Below are 15,694 nucleotides of genomic sequence, written 5' to 3'. Positions count from 1 at the left end.
TTTATATAAAAATCCCCGGATTAAAATTCACATTTTAATCCGGGGATTTTTGGTTATGGGCGGGGACTTATGTCCCAGCCCCTTTTCTGATTAATATGCAAATTGGTAATAACCCTGGTTGTACCAGTACTGGAGATCCTGGACGCTCATGCCGTAGTCGAGCTGCAGGTGGGGGTAATCCGGGAATGAAGTCCAGTCGCCGCCCCAGCTGAAGCCGACACTCTTCGCTATGTTGCCGACGTCCTCCCAGTCGGAGACGCCGTTGCCGTTTACGTCACGGTCAAGCGACCAGTAGGCATTGCCGTAATGGTCCGTCAGCACAAAATCGATCGCAAGGCCGTAATTATGATAGGATTCGCCGCCGCGCGCATTCGTCACGATCGGACCTTCCGTCGTCCGGCCCTGATTGTAGAGGGCATCCTGGTGTTCAAATGAACGGTAACCGTCCGTATATCTGATCAATATGCCCTGATCGGCGGCAATCTGCTTTACAAGTGCCGCTTTTTCAGCGACCTCCGGATGCAGGCCGTAATAAACGCCCTCTGAAGCAGCTTCCGCTTTTCCGCCGTATGTAAGCGACAGCGTGAGCAGGAGTGCAGCTCCCAGTAAAATTTGTGAATACTTCTTGAATGAATGTTGCAAATAAATGTCCCCTTTCACAATTTTGTTACATTTTCACGGTAACATAGTGAGGAATCGGGGCAATGCTTCTTAACAATATGAAATTCAATTGTAATGACGGTGTAATTTTTGAGGCAGATATAGTGAGAATATGTAAAAATCTGTTACCAATGGTATGTTATAATACCGTTTATACATTTACTTACGAGAGGGGGATTCATCGTGGCTGAAGATATCGTCAAAAAAGGTACGGCGAATTTGTGGCACGGCATCCATGCGGTCAAGGGGCGTTTATTTCTGACTGCAACACGTCTCATCCATGATCCCGCCATGATGCAGGTGAAGAAGACCCGGACGGAGATCATGCTTGAAGATGTCGAGACGGTGAGCATCGTGAACAACATGCTCGGGAAGATTCCGATACCGAACGGCATCCGGGTGCAGACAAGGGACGGCGAGGAATTCCAGTTCGTGGTCAACCGGCGCAAGGACTGGGTGAGGAAGATCGAGCGGATGATTGAGGAACTGCCGGACACGGCAGTCAAATGACTGGGCACTGCACCTGAATATGATAAAATTAAAGGTGTAATGATTGAAGGAGGAATGAAAGTGAACTTGAACGACTGGTTTGAAAAGGGACTGACATTCGATGAGTATGAGAAGGAACTGACGACTCACGAAGAGAACTATATGAAGATTTATGAAAACTTCACGCTGCCTGAAGATGAAGCGTTCTTCAGACAGACGGCCGAAAGCGGCATCAGGGCCATCATCATTGCAGAACCGTGGTGCGGCCACTGCATGATGAACCTGCCGATCTTCAGGAGACTCGCTGAAAAAGGCGGTATCGATACGAGAATCTCCCTCCGTGACACGCATACAGAGCTGATGGATGCATACGAGACGGACGGCAAGCGCGTGATTCCGATTATCGTGCTGATCAACGAAGACGGACAGGAAGTCGCGAAGTGGGGGCCGCGTGCGCCGGAAACCACCGAAATTCAGAAAGAAGTGCTGAGGGATATGCCTGAAAAAGGTTCGGACGAATATGATAAGATGTTCAAAGTGAAAGTCCGTGAACTGTCCGAGACATTTGCAGGCAACGAAGTGCTGTGGCAGCATGTTGCCCAGGATATGAAAAAGACGATCAAGACGGCGATATAAGAAAAAGCCTGCCCCTTTTTGAGGGGCAGGCTTTTTAGGTTGAAGCGGGGCTGTGCTGCTCACTTAACGCGAAATCCGATGCTGAGTGAGCAGAAAAGCGTCCCCGCTGCTCATTCAACCTGAAATCCGATGTTGAGTGAGCAGTAATATCTCCGAGCTGCTCATTCACCATGCAAATCCATCATCGAGTGAGCAGCAGGACTTTATTACAGTACTCGTCATCACTCATATTTCATCCCGGAGCCGTAAACTTCCAGGCTGTGGAAGTCGGCGGGGCCGGTCTTCACATAAAATACCGCGGGCACTGCGATTTCCGTGCAGACGACCTCACCCGGCTCAGCTTCGCCCTCTGCGACGGGTGTCAGTTCAAAGTTGAACTTCAGCACGCCGTCATCTTCCTCCACGGAAGTGAGTGTGAAGCCGCAGCCGTTCTCCATGATGGAGACTTCAAAAAGGAGTGCCTCCTCAAAATCCACATCTTCCAACCTGATATCGGCACCGGTCTCCTCAATCGAGGTCATGAGCATATCTTCATCATGGATCAGTTCCGCACCGTTCTGGAATTCCTGCACCGGGACCGACCGGGATTTGGCGATGACTTCAAATCCGGCCCCCGCTTCCTCCCCGCCGCCCCGGCAGCCGGACAGCACCAGGAAGAGGGCAGCTGCAAAAAGAAGCGGTAATTTCCTATACATACAAATCACCTACTTTTCCGACGGCCGGAGCCCGATGTACTGCAGGCGCTGGTTGAATAATTTCGGATAGGACATGTAGCCGACCATGACCGAGGACAATGCGGCGGTGGTCAGTATGAGGAAGAGGATCAGCAGCTGGTACATCACCGCTTCAAGCGGGTCCGCACCGCCGATGATCAGTCCGCTCATCATGCCGGGGAGCTGCACGAGGCCCATCGTCTTCATCGCCTCGACGGTGGGGATCATGCTCGTCCGTATCGATGATTTCAGGCTCCTTGAAATCGCCGCCTCGGGGGCCCCGCCGAATGACAGTATCAGTTCGATCACTTCTTCGCCTGCGACAAGTTCATCCTTGAATTTGTTGAGGAATAAAAGAGATAATACCATGCAGTTGCCGATCACCATGCCGCTGATCGGGATGATCTGTTCCGGTTCTGCCGGAATGATGCTGAAGCCGAGCAGGATGCCCATCGAGACGGCTTCGACCACGAACAGCGTGAATATGATGATTGCGGTGATCCCCGGGATCCCTGTCCCTTTCTTTACCACATTCTGGCTCGCTGCGGCAATCATCAGGAGGATCATCAGGATGATGAAGATGACGGAATCACTTTCGAAGACGAAAGTCAGTATGTATCCGATGATCAGAAGCTGGATGACCGACCGCACCGTCGCTATGATGATATCCTTCTCGAGCCCGAGTTTTAGAAATAAAGTCAGTCCGAGCGGGATGGCCACAAAGATCAATGACAGTCCAAGCTGTAAAAATGACATCAGTGTTCCCCCTTTACAAATGACCGGATTTCAGGGTTTTCGGTCCGGTCGATGAATTCGGCCGGGCCGTATTCGATGAGTTCGCCCTTCCTCAAAAACCACATATCATGGCTGACGCGCCTCGCCTGCTCCAGATCATGGGTGATCCAGATGACCGTGACATCCTGTTCGGACTGAAGGCGCATGACGAGCCTTTCAATATCCCGCACAAGCACATAGTCGAGGCTTGAAGTGATTTCATCAAGTAGGAGGACCTCCGGCCTATGTACAAAAGTGCGGGCGAGTGATATGCGGCTCCGCTCACCGCCGGAAATCTCCCTGACGGGGCGGGTGAGGAAGGATGCATCCAGCTCGACCATGTCGAGCAGTTCGGCTGCACGTGCTTCCCCGAGCACTTCACCGTGCACCTCGCACGGCAGGTTCAAATTGTCGTAGACGGTGCCGTGGATCATGGGGGAACTCTGAAATGCCATGCTGACGGTTTTCCTGAGCCCGCTGATATCATAATCGAAAATGTCCTTCCCCCTGTACAGCACCTCCCCCGCGTCGGGCGAGAGCAGGCCGTTGATCATCTTGAGGCAGGTCGATTTTCCGGCACCGCTCGGCCCGACGAAAGTGGTGATCCTGCTTTCACGGAACGATCCCGTGATATTATGCAGAATATCATTGTGACTCACGTTCTTGAATTCTATAATGGGCATTATGAGTTTCCTCCTTTAAATATATGGTAAAATACCAGTAAGGTGATTTGATGATATATATAGGATTGACGGGCTGGGGAGACCACGATGATCTGTACACCGGCCTGACGAATAAAAAAGATAAATTGACTACATATTCCAGTTTCTTCCCGATAGTCGAGCTGGATGCGACTTATTATGCCATCCAGCGGACCTCCGTGGTCGAGAAATGGTGCAGCGAGACGCCGAAGGAATTCAAATTCATCGTCAAGGCGCATCAATACATGACCGGTCACAGTGATTACAGGTCCCACTATGCCTCAATCAGGGAAGTGTTCAAAGCGTTCAAGGATATGTTATACCCTATGGCGGAACAAAACAAACTCGGCTTCGTCCTGCTGCAGTTCCCGCCGTGGTTCGACTGCACGGGAGAGAACATCCGTTACGTGAAATTCGCAAAAACGATGCTCGAACCATTCAAGGTGGCGGTCGAATTCAGGAACCAGACATGGTTTAAAAGTGAATTCAAGGAAGAGACACTGTCCTTCCTGCATGACAACGACATCATCCACAGCATATGCGATGAACCTCAGGCAGGTATCGGAAGCATACCATTCGTCAACCGGGTGACGGATGAGACGGCATTCATCCGCCTGCATGGACGCAATGTCCATGGCTGGACGCAGAAAGACCTCACCCAGGAAGAATGGCGGAATGTCCGCTACCTCTACGACTACAGCAAAGAAGAGCTTGAATGGCTGAAGAGTCAGGTTGAAATCCTCAGACATAAGACGAAAGACATCTATATCGTCTTCAACAACAACTCCGGAGGCCATGCGAGCGGCAATGCACAGAATTTCATAGAGATGATGGGAATCAGATATACCGGGTTGTCACCAAAACAATTGAGATTATTTTAAGGGGTAGTGCATATGGAATATCTAATATTGATATTAATCGGTCTGTCTGCAGCTGCTTTGGGTTCATTGGTCGGTATCGGCGGGGGCGTCATCATAGTGCCCCTGCTGATATTTTTCGGCATAGATAACGATATCATTTCGGATGTCACGCCTCAGTCCGCTGTCGGCACTTCGAGCATGGTCCTGATCTTCATCGGGCTTTCTGCCCTGATGTCCTACGGGCGCAGCAACCAGGTCGACCGCAAGAACGGGCTTTTATTCATGGCGGGCATCGTCCCGGGCGCGCTTGCCGGGGCGTACTTGAGCGGCCTGTTCACGACCGAGAGCTTCAAGCTCTATTTCGGACTGTTCCTCATACTGCTGAGTGTGATCCTGATCGTGAGGGACCGCATCAAACCCCTCAGCATGTTTCAGGATGAGCGGTATGTACGGCCGCATGTGGACAATATGGGTAACGTCTACCATTACGGCTTCCCGCCGTATATCGCAATCATCGGAAGCTTCATCGCCGGCCTTACGGCAGGTCTGTTCGGCATCGGCGGCGGTGCGATCATGACCCCGATGATGCTCATACTGTTCCGCATGCCGGCATCCATTGCGATCGGCACAAGCATGCTGCTCGTCTTTTTCGGTGCACTGTCTTCTGCAACCGGCCATCTGCTGCAGGGCAACGTCAACTTCCTGCATACCCTCTTCCTTGTGCCTTCCGCATTCGTCGGTGCGAAAATCGGTGTATACCTCAATCAGAAATTCGATTCTGATACGGTGGTTGCTGTCCTTAGAACGGTCCTGCTGCTGCTCGGTATATATATGATTATACAATCTTTTCTATAGGAGAGTGACATCATGGAAATAAAGCTCTTTCATACGAATGATATCCACAGTCATCTTTATAATTACTTGAAGATAAAGAATTATCTGCTCCACCAGAAAAAGAGATATAAGGAAAGAATGATGTATGTGGATCTCGGGGACCATGTCGACCGCTCGCACCCTTATACGGAAGCGACGCTCGGAAAAGGGAACATCGACCTTTTGAACCAGGCGGGATGCGATGTCGCCACACTCGGAAATAATGAAGGGATCACCCTTGAAATCGATGATCTGAAATCATTGTATGACGGGGCCGGGTTTGACGTCGTGTGTGCAAACCTGCTTGAGAGCGGCGAACGGGAGCCTTACTTCGAGCCGTATGTGATCAAGGAAATCAACGGCATAAAATTCGGATTCATCGGACTCACCGTTGAATTCACACCCTTCTATAAAGCGCTCGGCTGGAATGTCTCCGATGCTTTCGAATGGGTGGAGAAGTGTGTGGACCATCTGTCGGGCAGGGTGGACTGCATCGTGCTGATGAGCCACCTCGGAAAGTATGACGACGAGACGATCGCAATCCGCTTCCCCGAAATCGACGTCATCCTCGGCTCGCATACACACCATCATTTCGACAAAGGTGACCGGGTCGGGCCGGTGCTCATCGGGGCGGCGGGCAGGTTCGGGGATTATATCGGCGAAGTCACGCTGAACTTTGAAGGCAGAAAGCTCGTCCGGAAGTCCGCACGTCTGATCGAGACGGACCTGCTTGCACATATCGATGATCCCTACTATGAATATGGCAGGGACTTGATGCGGGAGAGGGTCATACAATGGAATGCCCTGCCGATACCGAGGCATCTTTACCATACAAGCCGCTTCATCACACGCCTCGCCGCGATGATCCGTAAATTCACGGACACCGATGTGAGCATCGTGCATACCGGGCTGATCGCCAAAAGTTTCGAAGGCGGCACATTGACGGATTATGAACTCCATAAAGTGCTGCCCCATCCGATCAATGCAGTCAGGATAGAAGTCACGGGGCGTGAGCTGAAGGATATATTCAGGCAGTCCATGCGCAATGAGTTCCGCGATGAAGTGGTTCGGGGCATGGGCTTCAGGGGTGACATATTCGGCAGTTTCGTGACGGATAACATCGGCTACATCCATTCGAAGCGGGAATATTTCGTCGGTGGTGAACGTGTCCGGGACCACGGGCACTACACCATCGGCACGCTCGACATGTACACGTTCGGCCGCATCTTCCCACATTTCAAATCTTCGAGGAAGACCTATATGATGCCCGATTTCCTGAGGGATATCGTGAAGCGCTACAGTGATGATCTGTAGCTTGCCGTTTAAAACTTTTATGCTATAATATGAATGTTAATCGAATAGAAAAGTAGAGGTTGCGACCATTATCAGTACGGATGACGAGCAGGCATGCGCTGGAGTCTTCCTGAAAGGAATGGTGGCCGAAGGGGGTTTTTGGCGGAAAATCCCCTGGGACCCGGCTTAACAGGCCTGGTACTGTCATTAATATGATGCGCTACACGGATACATACCTTGTCACGTGGCGCTTCATGGCCTCACGTGACTTTTTTATATTTTAGGAGGAAAATTTAATGGAGAGCTTTTTAGCATGGGAGTATATGCCGCTGATTCCGCCGCTTCTGACACTGGTCCTCGTCCTGTTGACCCGCAAAGTCGGCATCAGCCTGGGAGCGGGCATCATCACGTCGGCATTCGTCGTTGCGGGCGGAAGCATCATGGAATCACTCAGGCTTCTATGGGAGGCGTTCATCGGCATCTTCATAGATGAAGGCAGCATCAATACATGGGAAGCATTCATCCTGATATTCCTGACGATGCTCGGCATCATGACCGCTTTCATGAACATGTCGGGTGGTGCAAAGGCCTTCACCGGCTGGGCACTGGATAAATTCAGAACAAGGCGGAGTGCGGGGCTCGCAACCGGCCTCCTCGGCATCATCGTCTTCATAGATGATTATTTCAGCGCCCTGATCACGGGCCAGGTGGCAAGGCCACTGACCGATAAGCACAGGATATCCCGTGCAAAACTTGCATATTATGTGGATACGACGGCGTCCCCGGTCTCGGTGATCGCGCCGGTATCAAGCTGGGGTGCCGGCATCATGGGCCTTGTCGCACCGCTGCTGCTTGCGGCGGGCCTCACGTCCATTTCACCGTTCCAGGCATTCCTTTATATGATCCCGATGAATTTCTACGTGATCACGGCGATTGCCATGATGTTCATCGTCATACTGATGCGCTTTGACATCGGTCCGATGCGGGAGCAGGAAAGGCGCGCGATCGTCGACGGCGAAGTCATCGACCACGGCAGGGAAGTGCCGGGCAATGTCGATGAAGATCTGCCGTCCGTGAACAACAGTTCAGCCCGGGCACTGCTTGTGCCGATGATCGGGCTTGCCGTGACCGTCATCGTGATGATGTTCATCACCGGCGGACTTGAAGCGGGGGCATGGGATTTATTTTCCGTCCTTGAAAGTACGCTTGTGACGCACAGCCTGATCGCCGGCGGCATCGTCGGCCTCGGACTCAGCCTGTATTATTACTTCAATTATACGAAGAACAACGACCGTTTCGGTTCAGGCCATATATGGCTCGGCGTGAAAAGCGGCTTCAAGGCCATGCTTCCGGCGATGGTCGTGCTGACGCTTGCATGGATGATCGGCAACCTGATCAGCCAGCTCGGTACGGGCGAGGTGCTCGGCGCGATGGTCGAGGAATCGAACCTGCCAGCCGGCATGCTGCTCGGCGTCGTCTTCGTCGTGGCATGCATCATGGCACTGGCCACGGGGACGAGCTGGGGTTCGTTCGGTATTTTGATCCCGGTTACGGGTGAAATCATGATTTCACTGGGCGAGACGGAGCTTTTGATCCCGGCCGTTGCGGCAGTGCTCGCGGGTGCGGTTTTCGGCGACCACTGTTCCCCGATCTCCGACTCAACGATTTTGTCATCGACGGGTGCGGGAAGCAACCATATCACCCACGTATTGACACAGCTGCCATATGCGGTGCTGTCGGCTGCGATTGCGCTTGCAGGCTACATCGTGCTCGGCATCACCTCGAGTGTATGGATTTCGCTTGCAGTGATTGTTGCACTGCTCGGCGTTGTCGTCGTGATTTCAAAACTGGTATACAAACCGATAGAAAAACCTGCTTCATGATATGAAGACCTCTTCCCCCGGAAGAGGTTTTTTCATCGCTGTATACAAGGGTCTGAATTTTATGATAATATGAAAACACTGAAGCATGGGTGATGAAGGAATGAAAGAGGTGCAGTGGCCATGATCACGATAGATCATATGAATTTTGAACTGATTGAAAATTACAGGGATGCCTTTGACGAAGAACAGTTCAAGGCGAAATACAGCGAGGTGCTGAACAAGTATGATTATATCGTCGGGGACATCGGTTATGAGAAGCTCAGGCTCACCGGGTTCCACCGTGACAATAAGAGGAAGGTGGAGCGGGATAAGAAATTCAGCGCCATCCAGGATTACCTGAGCGAGTACTGCAATTTCGGCTGCCCTTACTTCGTCCTCAGGAAAGTGACGAAAGAAGAGCTGAAGGCAAGGGAAGCTGACGGGGAAGTGCAGGACGGGGAGACCGCAGCCGGGGATCCGCCTCCTGAAACCGGCGATGCTCCGGCATCACCGGGCCAGGTGAAGGATAAGACCTATGCCGCCCTGAAGCAGCTGGAGGAATGAAGGCCCGGGAAACCGGGCCTCTTTTTAAACCGCACGGTCTTTATTCCATATCCCCCATATCGGTCACGATGACCTGCCTTAAAAAGTCCTCGACTTCTTCGCCCTGTTCGGGCTCCAGGCCGAGGATATGTGCGGTGTAGCCCTCTTCGTTCAGGTCATCCGTGCCGATGATGCCGAAACGGCTGCTCTGGGTGTTTAAAACGAGTGCTTTCCCGAAGAATCTGCCCGTATGGATGATCGCAAGGTCATACCTGCCGTGGTCGCCTGCAAATCCGACGTATCTTGCGTGTGTATCCTCGGTGTCATCATACAAGAAAAAGTCGATCATGATTATTTCCTCCGCTTCTACTGTGCTTTGCAAATTATGCTATCATAATATTATCATGACGACAAAGAATGTAGAGGAGTGTAGGCTTTGTATTTTGTAGACCGCGATTTACTCAATGAAAGGCTCGATTACATCGGAAGGCTCACAAAGGAATTTGAAGATGCCGAAGGATTTGAACTGGAACGCATCTGTCATATGCTGATCGAGTCGACGGTGGATGTCGGCAATATGATCATCGACGGCTTCATTCTGCGCGATCCGGGAAGTTACCTGGATGTGATTGAAATACTGAAGACCGAAGGTGCGATTCCGGAAGAAGACCAGAATGATTTCAAGGCGACTTTCGAATGGCGGAACAGGCTCGTCCGGGAGTACACCGATCTTGATCATGAAAGCATGAAGGCGGATTTCAGAAGGCATCTCAATGCCTATGAGCAGTACGGCTCAAGGATTCAGGCATTCGCAGAAAATGACGGTCAGGCAGTGACCGCGTTCAAAGGTGAATGAGATGTACAAAGGCTACCTTATAGATCTCGACGGCACGATGTACAACGGCAGTGCGCCCATCGAAACGGCACGCGTTTTCGTCTCGGAGCTGGAGAAGAAAGGCATCCCCTATGTTTTCCTGACGAATAATGCGACGAAATCGCAGGAAGAAGCGGTGCAGAAGCTGATCGGCATGGGTGTGGAGACATCCCCTGAAAAGATGTACACATCCGCAATGGCGACGGCCGCCTACATCAGCGCACATCACCGGGGCGAGACCGCCTACGTGATCGGCACACCTTCCCTGAAGGGCATACTGGAAGATGCGGGCATCACCCTGACTGAAGATGAGGCGGACCTCGTCATCATGGGGCTCGACCCCGAAATCAATTACAGGAAGCTCAAACATGCCGCCCTCCTGATCGGCGGCGGCGCTGCATTCATTGCAACGAATCCGGACAGGCGTTTTCCGACGGAAGAGGGCATCGTGCCGGGCAACGGTGCACTGCAGCAGGTCCTGGTCGAAACGACCGGGGTCGAGCCCGTCACCATAGGCAAGCCGAGTGCATTCATCCTGGAGGGCGCATTGGAGCAGCTTAAGCTTGAAAAGGATGAAGTGGCGCTGATCGGTGACAATTATGATACGGATATACTGACCGGGATCAACGGGGGTGTCGATACGATCCATGTGGACACAGGCGTGAGCCCGGCGGAGGAAGTATTGAAGAAAGATGTTTTACCAACACATATCATAAACAATTTATCTGAATGGAGCGTATGACATGACACAAAAAGTGGTCGTTACAAGACAGATCAAAGAAGAACATTTAAAACAGCTTGAAGAAAAATTCGAAGTCTTCATGTGGGACAGCGCCGGCGACCCGATGCCGAGGGAGAAGTTTTTGGAAGAGATGGAAGATGCCGATGCGGCACTTACGATGCTCAGTGAAAAAGTGGATGCCGAAATGTTCAATACGGCAAAAAACCTGAAAGTCGTCTCGAACCTTGCCGTCGGCTTCGACAACATCGACCTTGATGCCGCGGCGGAAAATGGTGTGACGATCACCAATACACCGGAAGTATTGACCGAAACGACTGCTGAACTTGCATTTACACTGATGCTGACTTCGGCACGCCGGATCATCGAGGCCAACCGGGAGCTTGAGCGCGGTGACTGGACGGGCTGGAGCCCCTACCATATGGCAGGTACCGATGTGTACGGCAAGACGGTCGGGATCTTCGGCATGGGCGCGATCGGCGCGGCTTTCGCAAGGCGCCTGAAAGGCTTCGACTGCCGTGTCATCTACCATAACCGCAGCGAGTCGAAGTATGCAGCCGACCTGGATGCAGAGCTGGTCCCATTCGATGAACTGCTCGAACAGTCGGATTTCGTCCTGTGCGCGGCCCCGCTCACCGATGAAACGAAATACAAGTTCGATAAGGAAGCGTTCGGTAAGATGCAGGAACACGCGCACTTCATAAACATCGGGCGCGGTGCGCACGTCGTGGAGGCGGACCTGAAGGAAGCCGTGGAGTCGGGTGCAATTGCGGCGGCTGCCCTGGATGTATTCGACGGCGAACCGATTTCAAAGGATCATCCGTTCATCGGCATGAAGAATATGACGCTCCTTCCGCATATCGGCAGCGCCTCCGTTGCAACAAGGGATAACATGGTGCAGCTGTGTGTGGATAACATCACGCGTGTACTCGAAGGTGAACAGCCGCTTACCGAGGTGAAGTAATCTTTTTAAGGGAGAGATGACCATGGAAAAAAGCACTGTCGGATCCGCCCGGACTTTCGATGAAGAACGATTCACCAAGATCGATGTTTTCAAAAGCAGGAACAGCTCGATGTTCATGTTGAATTTCATGCCCGGCCAGACGATGAAATCCCACAACCATCCGGGGAAGGAATTGTATCTCCATGTACTTGCCGGGCACGGTGAATTCCTGATCGAAGATGAAACGGTCAAGGTGACCGAAGGGGATGTCATCCATCTCGAAGCGGATGAAATGATCGGCTTTGAAAATGGCGATGCACGCACTTCGATTTACGTCACGATGAACAGGATGCCTGGTTAAGATTCCCACCCTATTGTTAACCTTTTTAATTTTAAGGTTAACAATAGGGTTTTTTCATGGTATGATATGAAAAACAATCCAGGAGGAATCATAATGAAAACAAAACATTTGGTGTTCGTCGCATTATTCGCAGCGCTGATCGCAGTCGGTGCACAGATCAGGGTGCCGATCGGCCCCGTGCCTTTCACCCTGCAGATGCCGATGGTGCTGCTCACGGCACTCATACTCGGTTCGAAGCTCGGTGCATTGTCGACTTTGGTGTACATGCTCGTCGGATTGATCGGTGTGCCGGTGTTTGCAGGGAGCGGGGGGATTGGTGCACTCCTGTCACCAAGCTTCGGCTTCGTCCTCGGGTTCATCCCGGCTGCATATATCGCAGGAATCGGGGTCAGGGAGGGACAGCCGCTCCACCAGTCGCTGATCTATACATACCTTGCCCTTATTGTGACCTTCATATTCGGGATCGTCTATTTCACCTTTATCATGAACACCGTCATCGGTACGCCGGTCGGGCTCATCGAAGCGCTGATGGTTACAGTCGTGCCTTTCATCATCAAAGATCTGATCGTCGGCACATTGACAGTGATGTTTGCACGTGTATTGAAAGCACGCGGGATTTTGAGGATCGCGCATTGAAGTTTGTCATCCCCGGGCTTCAAACCATCTGATGATAGTGTCCGGATCTGTAGTCCCGTCTGAAGCGATTTCATCATTTATGGTGACGAGTGGGCAGACAAGGTCCCCTTCATCAAGCTGTTCGATCAGGTTCTCATCGTGATCCGTCAGATTGTCAGTCTGCCGGATGTCGATGAAGTTGAAGAACAGATCATCATGCGGCCGGATGCCGGGGAGGGAGGCCCGGAGTGCCCCATAGAGGCCGGACTTTCCGTCTTCCTGCCGTCCGTACACATTGATGACAAATTTCATATGAACATCCTCCTTTAAGATGATGGATTTTTATAGTGAAATCTATTATAATACAGGTATATTGAAATCTGTATCAAATGATTGGAGGAATATACCAATGGCAACAACACAAGATACGATGTATGAACAAGTCGAAGTAGTTATAGAGAAGTTACGCCCTTTCCTGCTGAGGGATGGCGGCGACTGTGAGCTGGTGGATGTGGAGGACGGCATCGTCAAGCTGCGTCTGCTCGGTGCATGCGGTACATGCCCAAGTTCAACAATCACACTTAAAGCAGGTATTGAAAGAGCGATGCTCGAAGAAGTGCCAGGGTTCGTTGAAGTTGAACAAGTATTCTAAACTGATCGTTGGGACTTAAGCGTCCCGACGGTTTTTTATTTTAATGGAAGGAGGGGCAGGAATGTATCCGATGAATCTGGTTGAGTTCTGCAACGCGAATATGCAGAAGGGGTCCGGTGAAGTTTTCAGACAGCTTGATGAGGACAACGATATAGATGTGCTCGACTATGAGTGCACGAACAACTGCGGCATATGCTCAAAAGCCATGTTTGCAATCGTCAACGGCCAGCTTGTCGGGGCACAGTCCGCTCCGGCGCTTCTGGATAAAGTATATAAACAGGTCGAACGTCAAAAACAGGCTGATGACGAGTGGGATTTTTTGTAAGGACGGAAAGTTTGAGCTATAAAATATCTTCTTATATAATGGAGACAACGGAGGGTGATAATATGACTCAGATTGAACTCACTGAGAGTGCAGCATATGAAGTGAAGGATATGCTTGAAAAAAATGATATGGCGGACGGTTACCTCAGATTCAAAGTGGAAGGCGGCGGATGCACGGGCCTGACTTACGGCATGGCGGCGGAATTTGAAAAATCGGAACGCGATGAAGAGTATGAGTTCCACGGCGTCAAAGTGATTGTGGATAAGTATGATGCCCCGGTGATCAACGGGACGGTCATCGATTTCAAACAGTCGCTCATGGGCGGCGGATTCACGATTGACAATCCAAATGCCTCATTATCCTGCGGCTGCGGCGCTTCATTCAGGACCAAGACTCATGCAGGTGCACCGGAAGATTGTTAAAAAATTATCAAAAAGCCTTGAAATATTATATGTTAATCGCTAATATTAATAATGATATTAATATTAGCGATCTTATTTGATATAGATGAAATTACCATGTTTTTTAATTTATTAGGAAAAGGTGACTATAATTATGAGTTTTGAGAGAAAGAAGATTCTTGTGCTCGGTGCCGGATATGCTGGATTGTCGACTGTGACCAGACTTCAGAAAATCCTGAGCTTCCAGGATGCAGACATCACGCTGATTAACAAGAATGAATATCATTATGAAGCAACATGGCTGCATCAGGTCGCTGCCGGTACAATTCACTGGGAAGAAGCGGCGTATCCCATCACGAGTGTGATCAATACTCAGAAAGTCAGATTTGTACCTGCTGAGGTGACGGCCATCGACCGTGACGCGCAGCGTGTCGAAACGAACCAGGGTGAGTTCGAATACGATATCCTGGTCGTGGCGCTCGGCTTTGAAAGTGAGACATTCGGCATCGAAGGTATGGATGAGTATGCTGAAACGATCACCAACCCGGAGACGTCCGTCGCAGCAAGACAGGAGATCGAAAGGAACTTCGCGAAGTACAAGACGTCCAACGACCCCCGCGATATTTCGATACTGGTCGGCGGTGCAGGATTCACGGGTGTCGAGTTCCTCGGTGAGCTGACTGAGAGCATCCCGGCACTTGCAAGCCAGTACAACATCAACTATGAGGATGTCAAGATCACCTGTGTCGAGGCGGCACCGTCCATGCTTCCGATGTTCAGTGATGAACTGACCCAGTATGCGGTGGACTTCCTTGAAAGCAAGGGCATTGAATTCAAAATCGGTACACCGATCGTTGCAGCGAACGAAAAAGGCTTCGTGGTGAAAGTGAACGATGAAGAAACCCAGCTTGAAGCGAGCAGTGTCATCTGGACGGCGGGCGTACGCGGCAACAGCCTGATGGAGGAATCGTTTGAAGGTGCCAAACGCGGACGCGTCATCACCAAACCTGACCTTACGATCGAAGGCTACGATAATATATTCGTAATTGGTGATGTGGCGGCAGTCATGAACGGGGAAGGCGAAAATGCCAGACCTTGGCCGACGACTGCACAGATTGCGATGCAGATGGGCGACCACGCTGCGAAAAACATAAAAGAGAAACTGGATGGGGAAAAGATGCATGGATTCAGTTTTGACGACAAAGGTACAGTATGTTCCCTTGGACCGGATGAGGGCATCGGCGTCGTGTTCGGCCGTGAAGTCAAAGGCCGCAGGGCGGCGTTCCTGAAGCGCGTCGTCGATACGAGAGCCGTATTTAAAATCGGTGGTCCGTTCTTAGCTTATTCCAAAGGTAAATTCCTATAAAAAGTGATGAACAG

General features: G+C 51.2%; 21 protein-coding genes, 1 pseudogene and 1 riboswitch. Of the genes and pseudogenes, 16 read left to right on the top strand and 6 right to left on the bottom strand.

Going from position 1 to position 15,694, the window contains the following annotated elements; translation table 11 throughout:
• Nucleotides 1-90: 90 nt before the first annotated feature.
• A complete protein-coding gene (locus LPW40_RS11565; protein WP_230822407.1) occupies nucleotides 91-642 on the bottom strand; it encodes a M15 family metallopeptidase in 552 nt (183 codons plus the stop codon).
• Between the two features lie 201 nt (nucleotides 643-843).
• On the opposite strand from LPW40_RS11565, the gene LPW40_RS11560 reads away from it, so the two are divergent.
• Both LPW40_RS11560 and LPW40_RS11555 read left to right on the top strand, forming a co-directional pair.
• Complete coding sequence (locus LPW40_RS11560) at nucleotides 844-1,170, top strand: GRAM domain-containing protein (RefSeq protein ID WP_230822406.1); 327 nt, start codon at nucleotides 844-846, stop codon at nucleotides 1,168-1,170.
• Nucleotides 1,171-1,224: 54 nt separating this feature from the next.
• Nucleotides 1,225-1,785 carry a thioredoxin family protein gene (locus tag LPW40_RS11555; RefSeq protein WP_230822405.1) on the top strand — a complete coding sequence of 187 codons (561 nt, stop codon included), beginning with the start codon at nucleotides 1,225-1,227 and terminating at the stop codon, nucleotides 1,783-1,785.
• A 221-nt stretch (nucleotides 1,786-2,006) separates the two neighbouring features.
• Here LPW40_RS11555 and LPW40_RS11550 read toward each other — a convergent pair whose 3' ends face one another.
• From LPW40_RS11550 to LPW40_RS11540, 3 genes are read right to left on the bottom strand one after another with little or no spacing between them, the layout of a single operon-like run.
• Nucleotides 2,007-2,480 (bottom strand): hypothetical protein, encoded by a 474-nt coding sequence (locus LPW40_RS11550; RefSeq protein WP_230822404.1) that lies wholly within the window; start codon nucleotides 2,478-2,480, stop codon nucleotides 2,007-2,009.
• A 9-nt stretch (nucleotides 2,481-2,489) separates the two neighbouring features.
• Nucleotides 2,490-3,254 carry an ABC transporter permease gene (locus LPW40_RS11545; RefSeq protein WP_230822403.1) on the bottom strand — a complete coding sequence of 255 codons (765 nt, stop codon included), beginning with the start codon at nucleotides 3,252-3,254 and terminating at the stop codon, nucleotides 2,490-2,492.
• Complete coding sequence (locus tag LPW40_RS11540) at nucleotides 3,254-3,955, bottom strand: ABC transporter ATP-binding protein (protein ID WP_230822402.1); 702 nt, start codon at nucleotides 3,953-3,955, stop codon at nucleotides 3,254-3,256. Before LPW40_RS11540 ends, LPW40_RS11545 begins: the two co-directional genes overlap by 1 nt.
• A gap of 50 nt (nucleotides 3,956-4,005) precedes the next feature.
• Between LPW40_RS11540 and LPW40_RS11535 the strand changes: the two genes are divergently transcribed.
• From LPW40_RS11535 to LPW40_RS11515, 5 genes are all read left to right on the top strand, one after another.
• On the top strand, nucleotides 4,006-4,854 hold the full coding sequence (locus LPW40_RS11535) for a DUF72 domain-containing protein (protein ID WP_230822401.1): 849 nt from the start codon (nucleotides 4,006-4,008) through the stop codon (nucleotides 4,852-4,854).
• Nucleotides 4,855-4,866: 12 nt separating this feature from the next.
• Nucleotides 4,867-5,688 (top strand): sulfite exporter TauE/SafE family protein, encoded by an 822-nt coding sequence (locus LPW40_RS11530; protein WP_230822400.1) that lies wholly within the window; start codon nucleotides 4,867-4,869, stop codon nucleotides 5,686-5,688.
• A gap of 12 nt (nucleotides 5,689-5,700) precedes the next feature.
• On the top strand, nucleotides 5,701-7,020 hold the full coding sequence (locus LPW40_RS11525; RefSeq protein ID WP_230822399.1) for a bifunctional metallophosphatase/5'-nucleotidase: 1,320 nt from the start codon (nucleotides 5,701-5,703) through the stop codon (nucleotides 7,018-7,020).
• A gap of 45 nt (nucleotides 7,021-7,065) precedes the next feature.
• A riboswitch (Lysine riboswitch) is annotated at nucleotides 7,066-7,230 on the top strand.
• A 65-nt stretch (nucleotides 7,231-7,295) separates the two neighbouring features.
• Entirely contained in the window at nucleotides 7,296-8,882 is a 1,587-nt protein-coding gene (locus LPW40_RS11520) for a Na+/H+ antiporter NhaC family protein (RefSeq protein WP_230822398.1), read from the top strand.
• A 120-nt stretch (nucleotides 8,883-9,002) separates the two neighbouring features.
• Nucleotides 9,003-9,425: a YutD family protein gene (locus tag LPW40_RS11515; RefSeq protein WP_230822397.1), complete on the top strand. Its 423-nt coding sequence runs from the start codon at nucleotides 9,003-9,005 to the stop codon at nucleotides 9,423-9,425.
• Nucleotides 9,426-9,465: 40 nt separating this feature from the next.
• Here LPW40_RS11515 and LPW40_RS11510 read toward each other — a convergent pair whose 3' ends face one another.
• Nucleotides 9,466-9,753 (bottom strand): DUF3055 domain-containing protein, encoded by a 288-nt coding sequence (locus tag LPW40_RS11510; protein WP_230822396.1) that lies wholly within the window; start codon nucleotides 9,751-9,753, stop codon nucleotides 9,466-9,468.
• A 132-nt stretch (nucleotides 9,754-9,885) separates the two neighbouring features.
• Between LPW40_RS11510 and LPW40_RS11505 the strand changes: the two genes are divergently transcribed.
• From LPW40_RS11505 to LPW40_RS11485, 5 genes are all read left to right on the top strand, one after another.
• Nucleotides 9,886-10,260: a DUF86 domain-containing protein gene (locus LPW40_RS11505; protein WP_413776008.1), complete on the top strand. Its 375-nt coding sequence runs from the start codon at nucleotides 9,886-9,888 to the stop codon at nucleotides 10,258-10,260.
• Between the two features lies 1 nt (nucleotide 10,261).
• On the top strand, nucleotides 10,262-11,020 hold the full coding sequence (locus tag LPW40_RS11500; protein WP_230822409.1) for a TIGR01457 family HAD-type hydrolase: 759 nt from the start codon (nucleotides 10,262-10,264) through the stop codon (nucleotides 11,018-11,020).
• 1 nt (nucleotide 11,021) lies between these two features.
• Nucleotides 11,022-11,981 (top strand): 2-hydroxyacid dehydrogenase, encoded by a 960-nt coding sequence (locus LPW40_RS11495; protein WP_230822394.1) that lies wholly within the window; start codon nucleotides 11,022-11,024, stop codon nucleotides 11,979-11,981.
• A 22-nt stretch (nucleotides 11,982-12,003) separates the two neighbouring features.
• Nucleotides 12,004-12,321, top strand: a complete 318-nt coding sequence (locus tag LPW40_RS11490; protein ID WP_230822393.1) for a cupin domain-containing protein — start codon at nucleotides 12,004-12,006, stop codon at nucleotides 12,319-12,321.
• A gap of 93 nt (nucleotides 12,322-12,414) precedes the next feature.
• Entirely contained in the window at nucleotides 12,415-12,957 is a 543-nt protein-coding gene (locus LPW40_RS11485; RefSeq protein WP_230822392.1) for a biotin transporter BioY, read from the top strand.
• Nucleotides 12,958-12,963: 6 nt separating this feature from the next.
• Here the strand turns inward: LPW40_RS11485 and LPW40_RS11480 are convergent, their stop codons facing one another.
• Entirely contained in the window at nucleotides 12,964-13,248 is a 285-nt protein-coding gene (locus LPW40_RS11480; RefSeq protein ID WP_230822391.1) for a DUF1462 family protein, read from the bottom strand.
• 115 nt (nucleotides 13,249-13,363) lie between these two features.
• Here LPW40_RS11480 and LPW40_RS11475 point away from each other — a divergent pair.
• The 4 genes and pseudogenes from LPW40_RS11475 to LPW40_RS11460 form a co-directional block, all read left to right on the top strand.
• Nucleotides 13,364-13,588: pseudogene (locus tag LPW40_RS11475) on the top strand (NifU family protein); the annotation flags it as partial.
• Nucleotides 13,589-13,649: 61 nt separating this feature from the next.
• The gene (locus LPW40_RS11470) at nucleotides 13,650-13,913 is read left to right on the top strand and encodes a DUF1450 domain-containing protein (RefSeq protein ID WP_230822390.1); all 264 of its coding nucleotides are present in this window, start codon (nucleotides 13,650-13,652) and stop codon (nucleotides 13,911-13,913) included.
• Nucleotides 13,914-13,975: 62 nt separating this feature from the next.
• On the top strand, nucleotides 13,976-14,335 hold the full coding sequence (locus tag LPW40_RS11465; protein WP_230822389.1) for a HesB/IscA family protein: 360 nt from the start codon (nucleotides 13,976-13,978) through the stop codon (nucleotides 14,333-14,335).
• Between the two features lie 133 nt (nucleotides 14,336-14,468).
• A complete protein-coding gene (locus LPW40_RS11460) occupies nucleotides 14,469-15,680 on the top strand; it encodes an NAD(P)/FAD-dependent oxidoreductase (RefSeq protein ID WP_230822388.1) in 1,212 nt (403 codons plus the stop codon).
• Nucleotides 15,681-15,694 lie beyond the last annotated feature (14 nt).

Origin of the sequence: Salinicoccus halitifaciens, assembly GCF_021026095.1 — a bacterium.
Taxonomy (GTDB): domain Bacteria; phylum Bacillota; class Bacilli; order Staphylococcales; family Salinicoccaceae; genus Lacicoccus; species Lacicoccus halitifaciens.
The sequence above is the reverse complement of the archived record's forward strand: the minus strand, read 5'-3'. Positions and strand labels throughout refer to the sequence as shown.

Coding starts and splice junctions, on each gene's coding strand:
- LPW40_RS11555 (WP_230822405.1), top strand. CDS start 1,225: ATGAAAGTGAACTTGAACGACTGGTTTGAAAAGGGACTGACATTCGAT.
- LPW40_RS11550 (WP_230822404.1), bottom strand. CDS start 2,480: ATGTATAGGAAATTACCGCTTCTTTTTGCAGCTGCCCTCTTCCTGGTG.
- LPW40_RS11545 (WP_230822403.1), bottom strand. CDS start 3,254: ATGTCATTTTTACAGCTTGGACTGTCATTGATCTTTGTGGCCATCCCG.
- LPW40_RS11540 (WP_230822402.1), bottom strand. CDS start 3,955: ATGCCCATTATAGAATTCAAGAACGTGAGTCACAATGATATTCTGCAT.
- LPW40_RS11535 (WP_230822401.1), top strand. CDS start 4,006: ATGATATATATAGGATTGACGGGCTGGGGAGACCACGATGATCTGTAC.
- LPW40_RS11530 (WP_230822400.1), top strand. CDS start 4,867: ATGGAATATCTAATATTGATATTAATCGGTCTGTCTGCAGCTGCTTTG.
- LPW40_RS11525 (WP_230822399.1), top strand. CDS start 5,701: ATGGAAATAAAGCTCTTTCATACGAATGATATCCACAGTCATCTTTAT.
- LPW40_RS11520 (WP_230822398.1), top strand. CDS start 7,296: ATGGAGAGCTTTTTAGCATGGGAGTATATGCCGCTGATTCCGCCGCTT.
- LPW40_RS11515 (WP_230822397.1), top strand. CDS start 9,003: ATGATCACGATAGATCATATGAATTTTGAACTGATTGAAAATTACAGG.
- LPW40_RS11510 (WP_230822396.1), bottom strand. CDS start 9,753: ATGATCGACTTTTTCTTGTATGATGACACCGAGGATACACACGCAAGA.
- LPW40_RS11500 (WP_230822409.1), top strand. CDS start 10,262: ATGTACAAAGGCTACCTTATAGATCTCGACGGCACGATGTACAACGGC.
- LPW40_RS11495 (WP_230822394.1), top strand. CDS start 11,022: ATGACACAAAAAGTGGTCGTTACAAGACAGATCAAAGAAGAACATTTA.
- LPW40_RS11490 (WP_230822393.1), top strand. CDS start 12,004: ATGGAAAAAAGCACTGTCGGATCCGCCCGGACTTTCGATGAAGAACGA.
- LPW40_RS11485 (WP_230822392.1), top strand. CDS start 12,415: ATGAAAACAAAACATTTGGTGTTCGTCGCATTATTCGCAGCGCTGATC.
- LPW40_RS11480 (WP_230822391.1), bottom strand. CDS start 13,248: ATGAAATTTGTCATCAATGTGTACGGACGGCAGGAAGACGGAAAGTCC.
- LPW40_RS11470 (WP_230822390.1), top strand. CDS start 13,650: ATGTATCCGATGAATCTGGTTGAGTTCTGCAACGCGAATATGCAGAAG.
- LPW40_RS11465 (WP_230822389.1), top strand. CDS start 13,976: ATGACTCAGATTGAACTCACTGAGAGTGCAGCATATGAAGTGAAGGAT.
- LPW40_RS11460 (WP_230822388.1), top strand. CDS start 14,469: ATGAGTTTTGAGAGAAAGAAGATTCTTGTGCTCGGTGCCGGATATGCT.